The organism is Microbulbifer maximicatervae (SeqCode) (genome assembly GCF_052467815.1).
In genome coordinates this window covers 1500618-1520095 of the sequence record NZ_CP174326.1, presented here as the reverse complement: position 1 = coordinate 1520095, position 19478 = coordinate 1500618, and the positions used below count along the sequence as shown (strand labels likewise).

The window sequence follows — 19478 nt, the reverse complement described above, 5'->3', positions numbered from 1 at the left end:
TTGGGCTTTGCCGGGAAGATCCTTCCAGGCTGTACCTGAGCAACATAATGACATCCATCGCTTCTAACCCGGACGAGAAAGCCCCGCGCTGGCTAGTGGTGTGGCTGGCCGCACTCGTTTCTCTGACACCTTTTTCCATCGACAGCTACCTGCCGGCCATTCCGGCGATGGCGGCGGCCCTGGATACAGAAGTCGAGCGGATGCAGTACTCAGTGTCCAGTTTTCTGCTGGGCTTTGCCCTCGGACAACTGTTTGGCGGACCATTATCAGATCGCTGGGGACGGCGCCTTGTAGGAACTATCGGCCTCAGTATCTATATAGCCAGCTCCCTGTTAGTCCTGTTTACCGATCATGTAGACCAACTGATTATCCTGCGCTTCTGCCAGGCAGTTGGCGGCGGCTTTGCCACAGTAATCTGTGCTGCAATTGTGCGCGACCTACACAGTGGCCGTGAGGCGGCAAAAATTATTTCCCTGATTAGCACCATCATGCTGATTGCACCGCTGATCGCCCCGGTGATCGGCTCTGCACTACTAGCCATTGGCGGCTGGCAAAGTATTTTCGTCTTTTTGTTACTGTACGCTCTTGCAATGCTCGTACTAGTACAGTTGCTGCTACCAGAGACCGTCTCCCGCTTTACCCGCGCACGCCGCCAGATGATGCCGCTAAAGTCTCTTGTGGGCAGCTACGGCCAGGTTTTGCGCAATCCCCGCGCTATTGGGTTCCTGATTGCACAGGCCTGTGTCAGCGGTTCGATGTTTATCTACATCACCACCGCGCCCTTTGTGTTTATGGATTACTTCGGTGTTAGTGCGAATCAGTTCCCACTGTTTTTTGGTATCTGCGTACTCGGGCTAATTTGCATGGTTCAGGTGAATATCCGCCTGCTGAACTTTTTTGAGCCGCGCAATATCCTGCTGGCGGGTATTGTGTTGCAGCTATTGGGTTGCGGCCTGCTGCTGCTGGGAACTATGACAGGTGTCAAAGAACTGACCCTGTGGATGATTCCCCTGGTACTGGTGATGAGCTGTATCGGTATTACCGGCCCCAATGCCGCCGCCTGTTATTTGGAGTTCTTCCCCAAAATCAGCGGTAGTGCCAACGCGCTATACGGCGCCGCTCTGTTTATTACCGGGGGGATACTGGGTGGACTGGCGAGCAGCCTGCACACCGGAACCCTGACACCTATTGCAGGATCTATGGCGGGCTGTGCTTTTGTGGCACTACTCTCTGCACTATTTGTCGCGAAGGTTCGCCAACCGATCGAGTCCGATATCCCTGCGACCCGGCGCTTTACCCCGCGTTAACGACAGCTCTTTACACCGGCTCTAAACTTTCCTCCTGAAGCGCCCGCTGCACTGCGGGCCTTTCTTCCATTCTCTTTTGGAATGCTTGAAGCCGGGGCCACCGGGGCATATCAAACTGCTGATGTTTCAGCCAGCGAGAGAGAACATACAGGTAGGCATCGGCAACCGTGAAACCGTCTCCCATTAAGTAGTCTTTATCAAGCTGTCCTTCGATATAGTCAAACCAGCGGATAAGCCTAACGCGGGAATCCTCCTGTTCTTCTTCTGTACCATGCCAAAACAGTGGTTTGAATAGCTTGTGGACTTCAGCACTGAGGAAGTTGAGCCATTCGAGAAGCCGGTAATGGGCCAGGGTGCCCACTGGTGGCGCCAGTTGCGCGTCGGGCTTTTGCTCCGCCAAAAACTGGACGATTGCCGGGCCTTCTGTCAGCACTTCCCCACCTTCAAGTTGCAGCGCCGGCACATACCCCTTTGGGTTAATCCTTGTAAAATCATCGCCGTTTTCCAGCTCGTGGGTTTTTAGATTGACCTTTTGCAGGCCCAGATTGATCCCTGCTTCACAAGCGACAATATGAGGCGATAGAGAGCAAACACCCGGTGCATAAAAAAGCTTCATGGTAATCCTGTAGAGTCATTACCTATATCCCAGCAGTATAGGCCCGGCTTATTTCTCCCCAATGAAGCACGATTGCAACTGGCTTGAATTCCTCTATACAACTGTTGCTGAAATCTACTTACCGCGTATCCAATGGTCCAGGCTAAAGCGGCCGGCACCGGCACAGGTCAGAATCAGGAAACCACCGGCAATCGTGATATTTTTCATAAAGCTGGTCATTTCTGTTGCATCACCAGGGGACAGGTGTACCAGGAAGGCCGAAGCGAGACAGAACAGGAAAAGGACAAAAGCAGAAATCCGGGTGAATATCCCCAGTAACACCGCGAGTCCTCCCACCAACTCTATAACGATGACCAGGGGCAAAATGAAGCCGGGTATCCCCATGGAAACCATAAAGGCCTCTGTCATTTCGTAGCCGCCAATTTTATTCCAGCCGGCAAATATAAAGATCAGCGACATCAGTACCCGACCGATCAGCTTTGAGGTGTCGCACAACATCGAATGCTTCACTACTACTTCCTCAATTGCGCATTTATGGGTATGGACTATCAACCAGTGTAGACACTGTCGTGAAAATTCATGAGATACTCGGTAGCAGCCTTTACTCAGGAGGGATGAAAACCACTAGATTGGCGTGATAATCATCCTTTTTATTTTCAATAGTCAGTAGGAATTTGCTAATTGGCAGTTAGAAAGTAATGAAGTAATGTTTAAAAAGCTAAGGCATTAATGAATTTTAGTGGGTAGGGGAAGTCGATCCGTTTGAGCGCAAAACTGAAAAATGCAGTTGTGTGGCGCCCTAGAGCCGCTACAATTGCGCGCCCATATAAAAGGGAGTTGGCCGCTTGTGCCTGCGCGGCCCGCCCCGGTGTAATCCTGTTGCCCTAGATCCACTCCAAGGGAAATCGAGCAGCCTCTGCACGACTACAATAACGGCACACTCACCATCATATAAATTGCCGCCGGGGCGCTCCCCAAAATGGCATTAAACCATCCGAGAATATTTCAGCGCTGGAGTCCACACACGGCATGGAAGTTTATTACACCTTTTGTTTTCTTGCCGCCGTATCAGTTTTTCTGGGCTTCTTGAACCAATACGTATTGCGCGCCCAAACCACAATCGCTATTACCGCCGGTGCCCTGGCCCTATCACTATTGGTCACCGCCCTGGGCAAGTTGGGGGTGGTGGAGCTGCGCACCTGGGCAGATCAGCTTCTGCCGCTGCTCAACCTTGAGGATATTCTGCTCAAGGGAATGCTCGGGTTTCTGCTTTTTGCCGGCAGTTTGCATATCGATCTGTTGGAACTGCGCAACCAAAAACTGGAGATCGGTCTTCTCGCCATTGTCGGTACCCTCATTTCCACCTTTGTGGTCGGGGCCCTTCTTTACTGGTTCCTGATGCTGATCAATATGCCGGTGGCTTTTGTTTACTGCCTGTTATTTGGTGCATTGATCTCTCCCACCGACCCTATCGCCGTACTGGCAATTATGAAAAACCTGAAGGCCCCGGAGCAGGTTTCCATTCAGGTGGAAGGTGAGTCCCTGTTCAACGATGGCTTCGGTATCGTGATCTTCGCGGTGATTTACGCACTCGCTTTTGAAGGCGGCCAACCTACGGTACCGGCAGTGGCAGAGCTATTCGCCATCGAGGCACTGGGGGGCATATTACTGGGACTGATTATTGGTGGAGTTTTCCACTGGGCCATTTGTTGTACCAATGATCACAGCCTGGAATTGATGCTGACCATGGTTATTCCCACCGCCGGTTTTTCCCTGGCCAATGTACTCGGAGTCTCCGGCGCCCTGGCAATGGTGGTGAGTGGCATTATTATTGGCAACTTTACCCGCGAGCGCGGCTTTTCCCGGGTGAGCCAACACGAGTTGGATAATTTCTGGAGTATCACCGAGGACTTCCTCAACGGTTTGCTCTTCCTGTTGGTGGGCCTGTTCCTGATTACTATCGACCTGCGCCCCTCCGACTACCTGCTGATGGCAGTGGGCATTGTCATTGTTCTTACCGCCCGGGTTTTCGCTGTCGGCATACCCTTCCTGTATTTAAAAAGTCGCCGCAAGTACCACCCCTATACCAACCGGATTTTGATATGGGGAGGGCTGAAAGGTGGTCTGGCATTAGCGCTGGCGATGTCTATTCCCGCCGGCAGTGCCTTCGTCCAGGGGCAGGACCTTCGCTACCTGTGGGTGGTCATGACCTATGGCGTGGTGCTCTTTTCTATCGTCGTACAGGGCTCTACCATAGCGCCATTGATTCGTCGCAGCCGGGAGTTTTCTGAGCCCGAACGCGACGAGCCCCAGCAACCGACAGCCAAATAGCGATAACGATTAAATGGAACACTCCGGCTTCCTTATTGAGGCAGTAATTTTCATGGCTGCCGCAGTGATTGCGGTACCCATTGCCACCCGCCTGGGCCTGGGCTCAGTCCTCGGTTACTTACTCGCCGGTGTGGCCATAGGCCCAAGTGCCCTAGGCCTGGTCGGCGATGCCAGCGATGAGATGCACGTTGCCGAGTTTGGTGTTGCACTCATGCTGTTCCTGATCGGCTTGGAACTGCAGCCGAAGAAGTTGTGGAAAATGCGCGGTGCTATCCTCGGCACCGGTAGTGCCCAACTACTGTTTTCCGCTGCGGCCATCGCTGGATTGGTTCTCGCCTTTTCCGAGATGGATTGGCGCTCTTCGGTGGCTATCGGGCTGATCCTGGCACTGTCCTCAACTGCGATCGTATTGCAATCCCTCAGTGAAAAGGGCCTCCTGAAAAGCCAGGGCGGGCGCGCTGCATTTGCGGTACTTCTGTTCCAGGATATCGCGGTTATTCCCATCCTCGCACTATTGCCGCTACTGGCAGGCACCGCTGCCAGCCCCCATGAAAGTGGCTTGAGTGGCTGGTATTACGCATCGGCAGTTATCGGCACCATGCTGGCTTTTATTTTCGCCGGACGTTACCTGCTCGGTCCCTTGCTGCGTCTAATGGCGGGCAGCCAAGTTCGCGAACTGTTTACCGTGAGCGCGCTACTTATCGTATTTGCCGCAGCTGCGGTAATGACCTGGCTGGACCTGTCGCCGGCACTGGGTACTTTCCTCGCCGGGGTACTGCTGGCCGAGAGCGAGTTCCGCCACGAGCTGGAAGCAGATATACAGCCTTTTAAGGGCCTGCTGTTGGGTCTCTTCTTTATCGCCGTGGGTGCCAGCCTGAATTTCTCCCTGATCGCGGACAACCCGTTGGTGCTAATCGGATTAGCATTGGCGTTGGTACTGGTAAAATTTACCGTGCTGTTTGCCCTGGCGCGCACCTTGCGAATGTCAAAGGGCGAGGATTGGTTGTTCGCTCTGTCATTGGCGCAAGCCGGTGAATTCGGTTTTGTACTGGTAGCGTTCTCTACCCAGCTTCAGGTCCTGAATGCAGACATCGGCAATCTGTTAGTAGCCCAAATTGCTCTGACCATGGCCCTGACACCAGTGCTGCTGCTGATCTACGAACAGTTTATCCAGCCGCGGTTTGTCACCGGCCCAGAGGTTCCCGCCAACATAGATACATCACCGCCTGTGGATTCCGGCTCACCGGTAATCATTATTGGCTACGGGCGCTTTGGGCAGATCGCCGGGCGACTTCTAAATGCCTGCGGTTTCAATACCACTTTGCTCGAACGCAATGCAGAACAGCTGGATCTGGTGCGCCGCTATGGTATCAAGGCTTACTACGGGGATGCCTCGCGAGAGGATCTGCTGCGCGCCGCCGGAGCCCAAAATGCAAAGCTGGTTATCCTGACCCTGAGCGACCAGGCCGCCTGTTTGGAAATTGTGGCCCAGCTGCAAAAACACTTCCCCAATGTGACCATCCTCGCCCGGGCCCGCAACCGTATGCACCAATATGCTTTGATGGAAGCCGGGGTCCGCTATATCTTCCGCGAGACCGTGGACTCGGCCCTGACCATCGGCGAAAAGGCGCTGGAACTATTGGGACTCAGTCCCATACAGGCGCGCCGCGCCGCCTTAAAATTCAAGCAGCACGACCAGCGTATGCTTGAGGCACTTTTCCCCTACTGGCGCGATGAGTCCCAGCATATTGCACAAAGCCGAATCTATCGCGAGCAGCTTTTACAGGCGTTACAACAAGACCGCCGCGACAAGGACCTGCACCTGGATCACTACTGGGAAGAAGCCAAGCCCGAGATGGAAAAACAGTAAGCCGGTTATTGGCCCTAAGGGTTGTCATTAAGCACGACAATGGCAGCCCTGCCCGGGCTCAGACTCTCGCTGATATGCCCCTTTCCGTGTAAATCATTGGCTAATAAGATATCTCCGGGAGCAAAGATATATTGTTCACCGGAGCTGGTTGTGAGCTTCACCCTGCCTTCAAGATAAAGAATAAACTGCGCCTGCGGGGCACAGTGCCAATCAAAACGCTGTCCCTCACTAAACTCCCGGAACTGCACCTGCTTGGCGGGATAGGGGATTGAGTAATTACCCAGGGGCTCGCGCTGGGGACTGTCTATTTTTCTTTTCTGAAAAAGGGAAACCCCATTAACTGAACACAGCTCTACAAACTCCATATCAAGTTTTCACCAATTTAAGCGTGTCTATTAAAAGAGAAAATTTATTCTTTGTTAATTAAGCTCGCCTCTACCAGATCGACCTCCAAAACCAATTTGCGGTGGAGTTCATCATCAATCTTCCTGGAGACACGCAATTCCAGCAGTTGTTCGCGCTCAGCGGAAAGTGCAGCAAGGTGGTAATGACGCTCAACCCTGGAACGCATCCAGATAATATCCTCGCTTTCATCTTCTCCTAGGCTTATGCGCCGCCGATAAATAGCCAAAAGGTGATCCACCGCCTCAAAAGCGAGATCGCGATCTTTTTCACCTCGATCAATATCATGACGCATATTCATCAGCTGATTCACTGCCGCTGTGGCAGCAGATATTCGCGCACCTTTTTCATCACCGATAGCGGCAAAATTGGGGGCTTCGGGTAAACGGCGCAGTAGAACAGGCAATAAAAAACTTGCCAGCAATAAGGAAAGCAAGATAACGCCCATTGCAATAATCAGGGCTAAATCACGGCCGGGCAACGGCTTTCCATCTGTCATAGCGAGGGGAAGGGAAAAGGCTCCCGCCAATGTAATCGCCCCTCTTACCCCGGCGATGGTCAACACGCTAACCAATAAAAAATGGGTACCAAAAGATTCTACTTTCTGCCCAAAACGTGAGAGATATAGGGAGACCCATACCCACACAAATCTCAGGAGAAGTAGTACAACAAATATTGCCAGGACATAAAAAATAATTGTTAAGTCACCAGTGTGGCGCGCGCCGGAGAAATCCGCTCCAGTAATTCGAACCAATTGCTCTCCCAACAAAACAAAAATAATACCGTCAAGAACTGCTTGTACTGTTTTCCATACTGCACGGCGGTCCATCCGTGTAGTCGACATTTCCGCGCCGTGTAAGGTGGTATAGTGAGTCGCAATTCCAGCACTGGCAGCTGCCAAAATACCCGATACCTGTAAAGTATGGGCGGCGATATAAGCCGCAAAGGGCACTAATAAGCTCACTAGAACTTGTACAGTAGTGTCCTCACCGCCAACTCTGACCAGCAGGCGCAAAATATATCCACAGGCAAATGCTGCTCCAGCGCCTATAACCACACCGCCGATAGCGACCCAGAAAAAACCAGCCAGTGCATGGGGAAATGAAAAGGTCCCGGTGAGGGCGGCAATCACTGCAAAACGGAAAATATCCAATCCCGAGGCATCATTAAACAGGGACTCTCCGGCGAGGATATGCTCCAGCCGTGGTGGCATAGAAGTTCCACCGTGTACCACCGATACCGCCACGGGGTCGGTCGGTGCCAAAATTGCCGCTACTGCAAAAGCCACCGCCATTGGCATGACCGGCACCAGCCAGGAAATAAAATATCCCATACCCACAACGGTAAAAAGCACCAATCCAATAGCCAAGGTAACAATGGCACCGATATCTCGAAACAGAGCGCCTTTCGGTATTCGCCAACCGGCAATAAACAATAAGGGCGGAACAAACAGCAGGAAAAAAATTTCTGGCTCGAGGGGTATTTCTATTCCCAAAAAGCTACCCAGTATTGCTCCCGCAGCAATTTGCAATAAAGGCAGTGGAATAGGTAAAGGCAACAGGCGCGCAATAACCAGGGTAATGGCCACAACTAACAACAGCACCAGCGCAATAACCAGATAGTGCATTACTCGCTAAAGTTCCCTGTGACGCCTTATTGAAATAGATCTCTATCGAGTAACTAGGGAGCCTCTGAATAACTCCGTAATGCCTCTGCGGGTCTTGAAGGCTGCAGATGTTAGGCGCAGTTCGCCGCGAATGGCCGTAGCCCTTTGCAAGAGCTGCAACGCAGCAGATGTGGCCTTCAAGGCCCGCCCTTCGGGGCTTGCTGAGCGATTCACACTCCGCGTTGCGACTTCTTGAAAGGTCTAGACATTCCTGCGAAGCCGCGCCTTGATTGTGAACCGCTCTGCATGCCAGAGGTATCATGGAGTTATTCAGAGGCTCCCTAGTGCTGTTCACTCAATATCAGGAAGTTTATGCGAGAATAGAAAACAGGGAATAAATTCTGAGAAAAAGTGCCAGTGCTTTGCAGCGCTCCAAAAAATTACTCTGCAAATTTGGCAGTGTTTTTGGGGTTTCTTTACTCAAACATATCCGGCTGTTCTTTTGCAATTACATTGTAAAGAGGCTGAAAGCTAAATAATCCCGCCAGTTCAGTTCCCACAACCGCCCGGGTTCGTATTGCCACCTCTGGATCGATCAAAATAGGCTGCCCAGCTGCTTCCGCCAGTAATTGAGCCTGGCAGCTTTTTTCCATAGTGATATACCACCAGGCAGCTTCATCGACGGATTTACCCACCGTTAGTAATCCGTGATTCTGCAATATCAGTGCTTTGTGGTTACCCAAGGCTTTAGCAAGGGCTGCGCCTTCTCCCATTTCCAATACCACGCCGGAAAAAGTATCCAACAAACCGTGATCCCGATAAAAGGCACAAGCATCCTGGGTAATGGGATCCAGAAGACGCCCGAGAGTAGACCAACTTTTCCCATAAAGGGAATGGGCGTGCGCAGCGGCTACCACATCCGGGCGGGTTTTATGAATGTGAGAATGAATAGTAAAGGCAGCGCCATTAAGGTAACCATCCCCCTCAACCACCTCTCCTTGATGATTGACCAGCAACAGTTGTGACATCGTCATCTGTTTAAAGGAAACCCCCATGGGGTTGACCCAAAAATGATCGTCATATTCCGGGTCACGGACAGTGATATGACCGGCTACGCCTTCATCAAATCCAAATTTTCCAAACAGCCGAAAAGCCGCCGTCAGCTTCCTCTTGCGCTCTTCACGAACTTGTTCTGGCGGCTGGGTTGGCTCGCCAAGCAACATATTGATGTCGCCATTCATAACAGCAGCATCAATACCGGTTTTTGTTTTATTTTTTTCTGTCGTAGCCACCTAGCGGCCCTCTCATCTTTGAAAAATGCCGAGGCATGGTTATAGCATGACTTTTATTTTCTATGCGAGGATTAATAACTTAATAAAATGGTGACTGCATAATGCGGAAAAATATAAAAGTGACTTTGATGTCTTTTCTATCAGTTTATTTTCGCCCTGTAGAAATATAAGCAAAAATTTACTGCCAAATAATGAAAAATAAGTATCTTGCACTTAGTTTCTTTTATCGAATAATTAGGACCGCTTACTCAAAGTAAATTCCCACCCAGATGTCATAGATATGACTCTGAGTAGGAGAGAGTTTACTCTATCAAAAACCTTCCAGGACTATCTTTCCTTTTGCAGCCTGGGATTCGATAAGCTGATGCGCTTTTAAAAGATTACTTGCGCTTATTTTCCCAAAATTCTGCCCCATAGTGGTTTTAATTAATCCCTGGTCAATTAATTCCGCAAGTTCATTCAACAGAATATGCTGGGCAGCCATATCCTCGGTAGTAAACAGCGCGCGAGTAAACATAAACTCCCAGTGAAGAGACACACTCTTCTGCTTCAGTGCCATAACATCCAAGGAGGCGGGGTCGTCAATCAAACCAAACTTCCCTTGAGGTCTGATACTTTTGATAATTTCCGCCAAGTGCTCTTCGGTATTAGTGAGGCTAACAACATAGTCGACGCCATCGATGCCCTCGCGGCTTAACTGCTCGCTAAGAGACTCACGATGATTGATCACATGGTGGCTTCCAAGCTCTTCAAGCCAGCTTTTGGTTTCGGGGCGGGAGGCAGTGCCTATCACAGTCAAATTGGTCAGACGACGGGCCAACTGGACCATAATCGAACCCACGCCACCAGCGGCACCAATGATCAGCAATGACTTGTTGTTTGCCCCTTTACCCACCGCAACCTGCAGGCGGTCAAATAGCATTTCCCAAGCGGTAATCGCAGTGAGAGGCAGCGCCGCCGCCTCGGCACAGCCAACCGTCTTGGGGGCAGTACCAACGATTCTCTCATCCACCAGCTGGTACTGGGCATTGCTGCCCGAGCGGGAGATGTCGCCTGCATACCAGACCCGATCGCCAACCTTAAAGAGTCCCGCTTCCGGGCCTACCGCTTTCACTATGCCCACAGCATCCCAGCCAAGTACTTTCCACTGACCGCTATCCGGGCTGGCCCGCTGCCTCACTTTAGTATCTACCGGGTTAACTGAAACGGCCTGTACTTCTACCAGCAGATCCCGGCCGGAGACTTGCGGTATGGGGAGGGTTATATCCTGTAGCGCTTCTTTATCACTGCTTGGCAGAGACTGTTGATAACCGACGGCCTTCATCATCAGTTTTATCCTTTTCCAATGGGGTAACGGGTGTGAAGGTATCTTAAAAAGGAATATCCACAGGAGAAACTGCCTTCTCGCAGAAGCTGTTTCAATTATTTTTTTAAATTCCAGTAACTATGGATAACTCTATCCACAGTTATCCACAAAGCTGAACTAGGGCGAGGGGAAATGGCTATCTGTGGAAAACTTGAGAAGGAATTTACTCACCAGGGCATTAAATCTGTGTGGCGCTTCCAGAAACGGGAAATGGCTTCCTCCTTCCGCCACATCAAAGATCTCAAGCCTGGAACCCACAATTTGCTGGTGAATCCACTGCTGGCACTCTATTGGGTGTGGACTGGCACGACCGAAAGCCACTAGCGTCGGCTTATCAATCCTGGGGATAAAATCCCGCCAATCCTTTGTTACGTTATCCACAAAAAGCTTTGCAGCCCAGCGCCGGGGACACTGCAGATTAACCGCAACCAGTTCATCCCGTTGGGTTTTCCCCATCAAAGGCGTAACCATAGACATAAGAATTTGGCGAGTGGCCTCAACACCTTTTTTTCCAACCAGGTTATCCACAAACTGGAAGAGGCTCTCCGGGGTCAGTATGCCTCCAGCAGACAATCGCTCCGCTTCACTCCAGGCGGGATCTGACAGTAGACAGGGGGGTTCATCGATTAGCACTAGTGCACTGACCCTATCCCCACCAAACATTTCCAGGTAGCTCCATATCACCGAGCAGCCGGCGGAGTGGCCGAGTAAATAAAGGGGTTCCTGTTGCAGACTTGAGATCAGCTCTTGCAAGTCCTTGGCGAGGCGGGAAATTCGATAGCCATGATTGGGCTTGTCAGACTGACCGTGACCACGCATATCCAGCGCGATCACACGAAACTGATCGCTGAGCCCAGCGAGCTGGTGTTTATACAACACCGCCCCCTGGGACCAGCCGTGTAGCATCAATAATATGGGCCCGTTGCCGGCCTCTAGATAGCGCAGGGTGACGCTATCAGAGGTAGTAAATTCACACAGCTTTACTCGCTTGTGCATAAACCTTTTGCGGCAGGTGAACGGTTATTCAACCGTGACTGATTTAGCCAGGTTTCTGGGTTGGTCCACATCCGTACCCTTCAATAGGGCTACATGGTAGCTCAGTAGCTGCAGCGGCACAGTGTAGAGAATCGGCGCCAGACTCTCTGGGGAATCAGGAACTTCCACTACGGTAACACCTTCTTCACTGGTAAATCCGGCCTTGGGGCTGGCGAAAACAAACAGTTGCCCACCCCGCGCGCGCACTTCCTGCAAATTGGATTTGAGTTTTTCCAGCAGCTCATCATTGGGGGCAACCACCACCACGGGCATATCGCCGTCCACCAGTGCCAGGGGGCCGTGCTTCAATTCGCCGGCGGGATAGGCCTCCGCGTGGATATAGGAAATTTCCTTCAGTTTTAGCGCGCCCTCCAGAGCAATGGGGAATTCGACACCACGCCCCAAGAAAAGCGCGTGGTTCTTCTCTGCAAAGGCCTTGCTGGTGTTTTTAACCACCTTATCCAGACCGGTAAAACTCTCCATTAGCTCAGGTAACTGGTGCAAGGCGCTGACCAGTTCGGCTTCACGCTCCGCCGACAGTCCATTGACCTTGGCGAGGGCGATACAGAACAGTTGTAAGGCTACCAATTGGGTCGTAAAGGCTTTGGTCGAGGCCACACCAATCTCAGGGCCCGCCTCAGTCATTAGCGATAGCTCAGACTCTCGCACCAATGAACTGTTGGGCACATTGCAGATGGTCATGGAGGCCAGGTAGCCCAGGTCCTTGCCCTGGCGCAGGGCGGCGAGAGTATCGGCCGTTTCCCCGGATTGGGAAATACTTACAAACAGGGTTCCCGGACGCACCACTTTCTTGCGGTAGCGCAGTTCACTGGCCACTTCCACCGAGCAGGGAATACCGGCCCAGTCCTCCAGCCAATAGCGGGCTACCATTCCCGCATGGTAACTGGTGCCACAGGCCACTATCTGTACCTGCTGCACCTTGGGCAAAATCTCCTGGGCGCGGGCACCGAGGGCCTGGGCCAACACTGAACGCTCACCGATACGGCCCGCCAGAGTAGATGCGACCACCTGGGGCTGCTCGAAAATCTCTTTCTGCATAAAGTGGCGGTAGCGCCCTTTCTCGGTGGCTTCATGACCTCCGGTCAGTTTGTGCACCGGGCGACTGACTTCCTCTCCCAACTTGTCTCGAACTGCGATGCCACCGCGACGCACTTCCGCCACATCGCCCTCTTCGAGGAAAATAAAGCGATCAGTCACCTGCCGCAGGGCCATAGGGTCAGAGGCAATAAAGTTCTCTTCAATACCCACCCCCAAGACCAGGGGACTACCAGAGCGGGCACAGGCCAAAACTTCTGGTTCTTCATGACTAACAACCGCGAGGGCGTAAGCACCTTCCAGAATATGCGTGGCTTCAGTCACAGAGTCGACCAGGCTGCGGCCCTCAGAACTTAATGAGTGAATAAGGTGAACCACAACTTCAGTATCGGTTTCAGACTCAAACTCATAACCTTTTCCCTGAAGCTCTGAACGCAATTCCTGATGGTTTTCGATAATGCCGTTGTGAACCAGAGCGATATGGCCTGACAGATGGGGATGGGCATTCTCATCGGAGGGAACACCGTGGGTAGCCCAACGGGTATGGGCAATGCCAATATGGCCCTCGGCGCTCTCCTCACTTAATTTGGCTTCCAAATCTGCGACCTTGCCCAGGCTTTTGCGCAATTGCAGCTGGCCATCTCCACTGCTTAAGCAGACTCCGGCTGAGTCGTAACCGCGATACTCCAAGCGGCGCAGCCCTTCCAGAAGAATCCCCGTCACATTGCGCTGTGCCAGCGCACCTACGATTCCGCACATAATTATTTCCTCATTAACCTGGGAGTCTCGCCGCCCATTAACATTTCAGGCTGAGCGCCTCTGCTCCTGTCTTCAGCGGCACAAATGAGCTGGATCCCCAGCTGCTCCAGTTTTTGGCCCACGGCATCCGCCAGGCCATCATCAGTTACCAGGATATCGACCTGCTCCCAGGACAATTCCAGATTGGGAATCCGCTTCCCCACTTTACTGGACTCCGCCAGTACAACCACTTCCCGCGCAACTTCCGCCATTACGCGGGAGAGGCCAATTTGTTCATTAAAAGTACAGGTACCGCGTTGCAAATCGATTCCATCGGCACCAATAAAAGCGCGATCGAAGTCATATCCTCTCAGTACCTGTTCTGCAACCTGCCCCTGGAAGGCCTCAAAGTGTGGGTCCCAGGTGCCTCCGGTCATCAACAGCGTCGGTTCGTTTTCAAGTTCGCGCAGTGCATTGGCCACATGCAGCGAGTTGGTCATCACCACTAGGCCGCGCTTGTTTTCAAGCTCAGGAATCATTGCCGCCGTGGTGCGACCGTAATCGATCACAATTCGATGGTGATCCGGTATCAGTTCAGCAGCGGCTCGACCAATGGCCCGCTTGCTCCCTGAGGGCCCTTCTTCATTGACCAACTCCCTCGGCACTGGGATAGCACCACCGTGGCGACGCAGCAACAAGCCGTGATTTTCCATTGCCGTCAGATCCTTTCGAATCGTAACTTCCGAAGTTCCGAACTGCCGCGCCAATTGCTCGACACTGGTCTCTCCTACTTCATTTAGCAAGTGGAGAATGCCGTGGCGGCGCTGTTGAGTGTTGCGTTTGGACATAGGTATACAAGTTTCGTTTCGAAACTAAAAGATAGCAAAACGAAACTAAAGTTCCCACAACTTTTATCAATAACCACTACTCAACTGATTAGATACCGGTATAGGACCCACTCAGACTGTCTGCTAGAGAGACAAAGTTTCCAACATTGTCTGAAGAAAGCGCGCCAACTCTCCACCGGTAACGGCCCGGTGATCGGCACTGATAGAGAGAGGGAGTAGGGGGCGAAGTGCCGGCCATCGATTTACCACCACAACTCCCTGGCACACCCGCCCGGCACCGACAATGGCAACAGTGGGCGGCATGACTACCGGAGTGGCATAACGACCGGCTATGGAGCCGAAGTTGGAGAGAAGTATGCTTGCCCCCTGGAGGTCTCGCTGGGCGATCCCGGTCTCGCGGGCCTGGTGTTTAAAGTCCGCCACCTGCTGGAGCAGGTCTTCATCAGTACGCTGGGCAACATCCCTGAGTACCGGCACATAGAGCCCTCGCGGAGAGTCCACTGCCAAGCCAATATTGATACTGCCCTGCGGCGCCAGCTTCTCATCCTGATACAGGGCATTGAGGGTAGGTTCCGCCTCACAAGCTTCCTGTACTGCACGAATCAATCGCAGCAGCGCCGGAGCACTACCCCACCAGTTGGAAATATCCGCATCGTCACACAGCGTTATCTGCTTTACCTCATCCCGCGCTCGGCTCATGGACAAACCCATTGCGCGACGTGCAGGCGTCATGACTTCGGACTCAGAATCGAATTGGGGTGCAACGGCTGTAGTTTGTACGGCAGAAGCGCGGGCAGGTGATGGATGCTGCCCCTTCGCCACAGTTTTGGCCTTTGTTCCCGGCCCCACCGCAGTAAGTACCTGAGCTTCCGTTACCAGTGCACCCGCTGGTGATATTGACTGTAAATCTACCCCCAAACGCCTGGCCAGGGCCCGTACTCTTGGGGTGGCCAGGCGCTTTAAGCCCACCTCCGGCCCCCGCTCAGCCCCCAACACACCTTGCCCTTGCTCTATTTTTCCCACCACCGTGCCGCTGTCGGCCCGAGGGCTAGTCTCTTGTTCCGATTCTTCAGCTTTAGTGGGTGGGCTTTCATCTGCGACTTCTCCCTCGGCCATAAATCCCACCAGGGGATCGCCAACATTCACAGTTTCATCCACTGCCGCGAATAGCTTCTCAATAGTGCCGCCCCAAGGAGCCGGCACTTCCACCAAGGCCTTAGCGGTTTCCACTGTCACCAGAGTTTCATGGGCGGCTATGGTATCTCCCTCTTTGACATGCCACTCCCGCACTACCGCATCGGGCAGACCTTCACCGAGATCCGGAAGGGTAAAAGTCTTCATTGTGGCCCTCCGTTGGCGTAGTCCAGCACTTCCTCTACGGCCGACAAAATACGCGGCACTCCGGGTAGATACTCATCCTCCAGTTGATAGTAGGGCATCACCGTATCGAAACCGGTCACCCTCTGTACCGGTGCCTTTAAAAGATCGAAGGCATACTCATTTATCTGTGCGATCACCTCGGCACCCAGGCCACAAAACCTGGCCGCCTCGTGCACAACGACACAGCACCCGGTTTTCTCCAGGGAGTCTATTACCGTGTGAATATCCAGGGGTTTTAGGGTGGCCGGGTCGATAACCTCAGCCTCTACCCCTTCCTCTGCGAGCTGCTCTGCGGCTTGCAGGGTCTCTTTGAGGGAAGCGCCCCAGGCGATAAGCGTAATATCGCGGCCTTCCCGCAACACAAAGGCGCGATCCAGTGGCAGAGCCTCGCCAGTGTCGGGCACTTCCTGGCGAACGGCTCGGTAAATACGTTTGGGTTCCAGAAAAATTACCGGGTCCGGGTCTCTAATCGCCGCCAATAGTAAACCGTAGGCCCGTGCAGGAGAGGAGGGCACCACAAGGCGCAGACCTGGAATATGGGCGAATAGGGCCTCGGTGCTCTCAGAGTGATGCTCCGGTGCATGGATTCCACCTCCATAGGGGGCCCGGTAGACAATCGGACAGGAGAGGCGGCCGCGAGTGCGATTGCGATAGCGCGAGGCGTGGCTGAGGATCTGATCGAGACCGGGATAGATAAAACCCATAAACTGGAATTCGGCCACCGGTCGCAGGCCCTGCACCGCCATACCGACAGCCATTCCGGCAATCATGGTCTCGGCTAAGGGGGTATCCATCACCCGGTCCCGGCCAAACCTGGCCTGCAACCCCTCGGTAGAGCGAAATACGCCACCGTTCAGACCAACATCTTCACCAAATAGAACCACCATCGGGTCTGCTTGCATCTCGTAAGCCAGAGCCTGGGTGACAGCCTCGACCAAAGTTATCTCAGCCATTAGCTATCTCCCTGCAACTGTTGATACTGCTCCAGAAAAGGCTCCGGCAACTTTGCATAGAGGTGGTCGAATATTGCTGTGGCGACATCTCTGGGGGTTTCCCGGTAGATATGGACCGCTCTCTCCAGCTTCTGTGTCAGCTCCCGTTGCATCTCTTCTTCCTGCGCATCATCCCAGGCACCGCAGCTCTCCAGGTAGGATCGCAGGCGCCGCAAAGGCTCCCGGGACCAGGCTTCACTGACATCTTTTTTGGGTTGGTAGCGACTGGCATCATCGGCAGTGGTATGGTCACACAGGCGATAGCTGATCGCTTCGATCAGAGCTGGGCCAGCGCCACTGCGCGCCCGCTCCACGGCATCACCCACCGCCTCACGAACGGCAATCACATCGTTGCCGTCTACCTGCAAGCCGGGTATTCCGGCGGCAATAGCCTTCTGTGCCAAGGTCTTACAGGCAGTTTGCTCATCTCGCGGTAGGGAAATAGCCCATTGATTGTTGTTGATAACGATCACCAAAGGCAGGTGCCAATCCCCAGCCAGGTTTATCGCCTCGTAAAAGTCTCCCCGCGAAGTAGATCCATCGCCGCCGGTCGAAACAGCGACGCGCATGGGTTCACCGAAATGCTCATGTTTATATTTCAGGGCAAAGGCTACACCGGCACCGTGCAACATCTGGGTGGCTATAGGCACACTCAAGGGCAAATCTTCGCGGCTATGGCGAAAGTTCTGCCCCCGCTCATCGCCCCCCCAGATTGCATAGATCTCCTCGATAGTAACGCCCCGCTCCAAAAGAGCGCCTGTCTCCCGGTAATTGGGGCAATAGATATCCTCTTTGGCCATGGCGGCTGCGAGACCAACACCAATAGCTTCCTGGCCGAGGCTGGAGGGATAGGTACCAAGTTGACCGGTACGCTGCATTTTTACCGCGCGATCATCCACCATACGAGCCAACGTCATCTGGCGGTAGTAAGCAATCAGGGTATCCGGGGTGGCAAATTCCGGTAGGGCTTGGGTCGTCTGTCCCTGTTCATCCAAATATTGCAGCGAAGCAATATCAAAACTGGCAAGCAGCTGTAATCTCGGCTTGTGCATCGGGCCATTCCTTTTGTTCCCGAAGCGCAAGTTTAATGGATAGGGTGGCTATCAACAGGCGTGGGGAGGGAAGGCCCGCCGGAATTATAGTTTCCGAGGGGCAACCCAATTACGGTAAGGGTTATTTAGCTTTTCTTGGTCGGACGCTGCCAGCCGGTAATATTGCGCTGCTTGCTGCGCGCTACCGCCAACTCTTCGCTCCCCACAGCCTGGGTAATGGTGGAGCCAGCACCCACTGTGGCTCCGGCGCCCACAGTTACCGGGGCTACCAGAGCCGTGTTAGAGCCAATGAAAGCTTTATCGCCGATCTCGGTCAGGGACTTGTTAACACCGTCGTAATTACAGGTAATGGTACCAGCACCGATATTGACCGCTTCGCCCACCAGGGCATCACCGACATAAGAGAGATGATTAACCTTACTGCCCTCACCAATTTTGGCTTTTTTGGTTTCGACAAAGTTACCCACCTTGGCACCGGTGGCCAGCTCTGTGCCCGGACGCAAACGTGCAAAGGGGCCGATAGTGCAAGCCTCACCAATCTCAGCGCCTTCGATGATGGAATTGGCCTCTACCTTGGTGCCATCTGCCAGGCGACAGTTTTTTAGCAGGCAATTAGGTCCAATTTGTACCCCCTTACCCAGTGAAACTGTCCCTTCGAAAATGCAGTTAATATCGATAGAAACATCGGTATCGCACTCCAGGCTGCCGCGAACATCTATACGCATGGGGTCCAATAAACTCACCCCCGCATTCATAAGACTGGTCGCATGGTTATGCTGCAAAGCGCGCTCCATCTGTGCCTGCTGCGCACGGCTATTTACTCCCGCCACTTCCAGCGGATCACTGGCAATTACGCCCGTTACAGGAATACCCTCACTGACCGAACGACCGATAATATCGGTCAGGTAGTACTCACCTTGAGCATTGTCACAGGACAACTCCGGCAACCAGCGAGCCAACAGTGCTCCAGGAGTCGCCAAAATGCCGGTATTAACCTCACGGATAGCCAGGGTATCCGCATCGGCATCCTTTTCCTCAACGATCGACTGCACACAGCCGCTGTTATCCCTCACGATGCGCCCGTAACCGGCGGGATTTGCCATTTCAACTGACAGCAGGGCAGGTCCGTGATCCGCTGCCGATAGCAGTGATTGCAAACTGCCGGCCCTGACCAGAGGCACATCGCCATAGAGCACCAAAACGGTAGCTCCCTCGCGGAAATGGGGCACGGCCTGGGCCACGGCATGTCCGGTACCCAATTGCTGTTCCTGCTCCACAAACCTGACACCACGATCAGCGAAGCGGTCACGTATCAGGTCTGCACCATGCCCGATTACTACAGTAATCTGCACCTCTCCCAACAACATGGCGGTATCAATTACCCGCTCAAGCATGGGAATACCGCCAATAGGATGCAGCACTTTAGGCAGGTCAGAGTGCATGCGGGTGCCTTTTCCGGCGGCCAAAATCACAACATCGATAGTCATAACGGGTCGATATTCCAATCGTCTACAAAATTTGAGTGCATTGTGGCCACTAGACCCGGTTTACTCAAGCGAACAACAGTTCGCCCCGGGGCCCTGGTAT

16 protein-coding genes are annotated in these 19478 nt (G+C 53.1%); 3 read left to right on the top strand and 13 right to left on the bottom strand.

Translation table 11 applies throughout. The features are described 5' to 3' along the window. Positions 1 to 47 precede the first annotated feature (47 nt). Complete coding sequence (locus ACJJIW_RS06540; RefSeq protein ID WP_444936955.1) at positions 48 to 1307, top strand: multidrug effflux MFS transporter; 1260 nt, start codon at positions 48 to 50, stop codon at positions 1305 to 1307. Positions 1308 to 1317: 10 nt separating this feature from the next. Here ACJJIW_RS06540 and gstA read toward each other — a convergent pair whose 3' ends face one another. Beyond that, complete coding sequence (gene gstA, locus ACJJIW_RS06535; RefSeq protein ID WP_444936954.1) at positions 1318 to 1923, bottom strand: glutathione transferase GstA; 606 nt, start codon at positions 1921 to 1923, stop codon at positions 1318 to 1320. Between the two features lie 114 nt (positions 1924 to 2037). After that, the gene (locus tag ACJJIW_RS06530) at positions 2038 to 2433 is read right to left on the bottom strand and encodes a DoxX family protein (RefSeq protein WP_413663848.1); all 396 of its coding nucleotides are present in this window, start codon (positions 2431 to 2433) and stop codon (positions 2038 to 2040) included. Positions 2434 to 2952: 519 nt separating this feature from the next. Here ACJJIW_RS06530 and ACJJIW_RS06525 point away from each other — a divergent pair. Both ACJJIW_RS06525 and ACJJIW_RS06520 read left to right on the top strand, forming a co-directional pair. Continuing rightward, the gene (locus ACJJIW_RS06525) at positions 2953 to 4254 is read left to right on the top strand and encodes a cation:proton antiporter (RefSeq protein WP_282930598.1); all 1302 of its coding nucleotides are present in this window, start codon (positions 2953 to 2955) and stop codon (positions 4252 to 4254) included. Positions 4255 to 4306: 52 nt separating this feature from the next. Then, positions 4307 to 6124, top strand: a complete 1818-nt coding sequence (locus ACJJIW_RS06520) for a monovalent cation:proton antiporter-2 (CPA2) family protein (protein ID WP_444936953.1) — start codon at positions 4307 to 4309, stop codon at positions 6122 to 6124. A 14-nt stretch (positions 6125 to 6138) separates the two neighbouring features. Here ACJJIW_RS06520 and ACJJIW_RS06515 read toward each other — a convergent pair whose 3' ends face one another. The 11 genes from ACJJIW_RS06515 to glmU all read right to left on the bottom strand — a co-directional run bounded on the left by ACJJIW_RS06515 (position 6139) and on the right by glmU (position 19378). Continuing rightward, the gene (locus ACJJIW_RS06515) at positions 6139 to 6489 is read right to left on the bottom strand and encodes an AraC family ligand binding domain-containing protein (protein WP_444895636.1); all 351 of its coding nucleotides are present in this window, start codon (positions 6487 to 6489) and stop codon (positions 6139 to 6141) included. Between the two features lie 44 nt (positions 6490 to 6533). Continuing rightward, positions 6534 to 8153, bottom strand: a complete 1620-nt coding sequence (locus ACJJIW_RS06510) for a Na+/H+ antiporter (protein ID WP_444892401.1) — start codon at positions 8151 to 8153, stop codon at positions 6534 to 6536. Positions 8154 to 8608: 455 nt separating this feature from the next. Further along, complete coding sequence (locus tag ACJJIW_RS06505; RefSeq protein WP_444936952.1) at positions 8609 to 9424, bottom strand: class II aldolase/adducin family protein; 816 nt, start codon at positions 9422 to 9424, stop codon at positions 8609 to 8611. A 310-nt stretch (positions 9425 to 9734) separates the two neighbouring features. Continuing rightward, positions 9735 to 10751 (bottom strand): zinc-binding alcohol dehydrogenase family protein, encoded by a 1017-nt coding sequence (locus ACJJIW_RS06500; RefSeq protein WP_444936951.1) that lies wholly within the window; start codon positions 10749 to 10751, stop codon positions 9735 to 9737. 156 nt (positions 10752 to 10907) lie between these two features. Continuing rightward, on the bottom strand, positions 10908 to 11786 hold the full coding sequence (locus ACJJIW_RS06495) for an alpha/beta fold hydrolase (protein ID WP_444892404.1): 879 nt from the start codon (positions 11784 to 11786) through the stop codon (positions 10908 to 10910). A 24-nt stretch (positions 11787 to 11810) separates the two neighbouring features. After that, positions 11811 to 13640 (bottom strand): glutamine--fructose-6-phosphate transaminase (isomerizing), encoded by a 1830-nt coding sequence (glmS, locus tag ACJJIW_RS06490; RefSeq protein ID WP_444936950.1) that lies wholly within the window; start codon positions 13638 to 13640, stop codon positions 11811 to 11813. A 2-nt stretch (positions 13641 to 13642) separates the two neighbouring features. After that, positions 13643 to 14467, bottom strand: coding sequence for a DeoR/GlpR family DNA-binding transcription regulator (locus ACJJIW_RS06485; RefSeq protein ID WP_444936949.1), 825 nt, complete (start codon positions 14465 to 14467; stop codon positions 13643 to 13645). A gap of 123 nt (positions 14468 to 14590) precedes the next feature. Continuing rightward, positions 14591 to 15808 carry a dihydrolipoamide acetyltransferase family protein gene (locus tag ACJJIW_RS06480; RefSeq protein WP_444936948.1) on the bottom strand — a complete coding sequence of 406 codons (1218 nt, stop codon included), beginning with the start codon at positions 15806 to 15808 and terminating at the stop codon, positions 14591 to 14593. After that, the gene (locus ACJJIW_RS06475; protein WP_444936947.1) at positions 15805 to 16800 is read right to left on the bottom strand and encodes an alpha-ketoacid dehydrogenase subunit beta; all 996 of its coding nucleotides are present in this window, start codon (positions 16798 to 16800) and stop codon (positions 15805 to 15807) included. Before ACJJIW_RS06475 ends, ACJJIW_RS06480 begins: the two co-directional genes overlap by 4 nt. Beyond that, the gene (pdhA, locus tag ACJJIW_RS06470) at positions 16800 to 17891 is read right to left on the bottom strand and encodes a pyruvate dehydrogenase (acetyl-transferring) E1 component subunit alpha (RefSeq protein WP_444926303.1); all 1092 of its coding nucleotides are present in this window, start codon (positions 17889 to 17891) and stop codon (positions 16800 to 16802) included. The genes ACJJIW_RS06475 and pdhA overlap by 1 nt, the downstream gene beginning before the upstream one ends. Positions 17892 to 18016: 125 nt before the next feature. Beyond that, a complete protein-coding gene (gene glmU / locus ACJJIW_RS06465; protein WP_444936946.1) occupies positions 18017 to 19378 on the bottom strand; it encodes a bifunctional UDP-N-acetylglucosamine diphosphorylase/glucosamine-1-phosphate N-acetyltransferase GlmU in 1362 nt (453 codons plus the stop codon). Positions 19379 to 19478 lie beyond the last annotated feature (100 nt).

Bases quoted from the DNA above. Each gene is read 5' to 3' on its own strand.
- ACJJIW_RS06540 (WP_444936955.1), top strand. From the start codon at position 48: ATGACATCCATCGCTTCTAACCCGGACGAGAAAGCCCCGCGCTGGCTA.
- gstA (WP_444936954.1), bottom strand. From the start codon at position 1,923: ATGAAGCTTTTTTATGCACCGGGTGTTTGCTCTCTATCGCCTCATATT.
- ACJJIW_RS06525 (WP_282930598.1), top strand. From the start codon at position 2,953: ATGGAAGTTTATTACACCTTTTGTTTTCTTGCCGCCGTATCAGTTTTT.
- ACJJIW_RS06520 (WP_444936953.1), top strand. From the start codon at position 4,307: ATGGCTGCCGCAGTGATTGCGGTACCCATTGCCACCCGCCTGGGCCTG.
- ACJJIW_RS06515 (WP_444895636.1), bottom strand. From the start codon at position 6,489: ATGGAGTTTGTAGAGCTGTGTTCAGTTAATGGGGTTTCCCTTTTTCAG.
- ACJJIW_RS06510 (WP_444892401.1), bottom strand. From the start codon at position 8,153: ATGCACTATCTGGTTATTGCGCTGGTGCTGTTGTTAGTTGTGGCCATT.
- ACJJIW_RS06500 (WP_444936951.1), bottom strand. From the start codon at position 10,751: ATGATGAAGGCCGTCGGTTATCAACAGTCTCTGCCAAGCAGTGATAAA.
- ACJJIW_RS06495 (WP_444892404.1), bottom strand. From the start codon at position 11,786: ATGCACAAGCGAGTAAAGCTGTGTGAATTTACTACCTCTGATAGCGTC.
- glmS (WP_444936950.1), bottom strand. From the start codon at position 13,640: ATGTGCGGAATCGTAGGTGCGCTGGCACAGCGCAATGTGACGGGGATT.
- ACJJIW_RS06485 (WP_444936949.1), bottom strand. From the start codon at position 14,467: ATGTCCAAACGCAACACTCAACAGCGCCGCCACGGCATTCTCCACTTG.
- ACJJIW_RS06480 (WP_444936948.1), bottom strand. From the start codon at position 15,808: ATGAAGACTTTTACCCTTCCGGATCTCGGTGAAGGTCTGCCCGATGCG.
- ACJJIW_RS06475 (WP_444936947.1), bottom strand. From the start codon at position 16,800: ATGGCTGAGATAACTTTGGTCGAGGCTGTCACCCAGGCTCTGGCTTAC.
- pdhA (WP_444926303.1), bottom strand. From the start codon at position 17,891: ATGCACAAGCCGAGATTACAGCTGCTTGCCAGTTTTGATATTGCTTCG.
- glmU (WP_444936946.1), bottom strand. From the start codon at position 19,378: ATGACTATCGATGTTGTGATTTTGGCCGCCGGAAAAGGCACCCGCATG.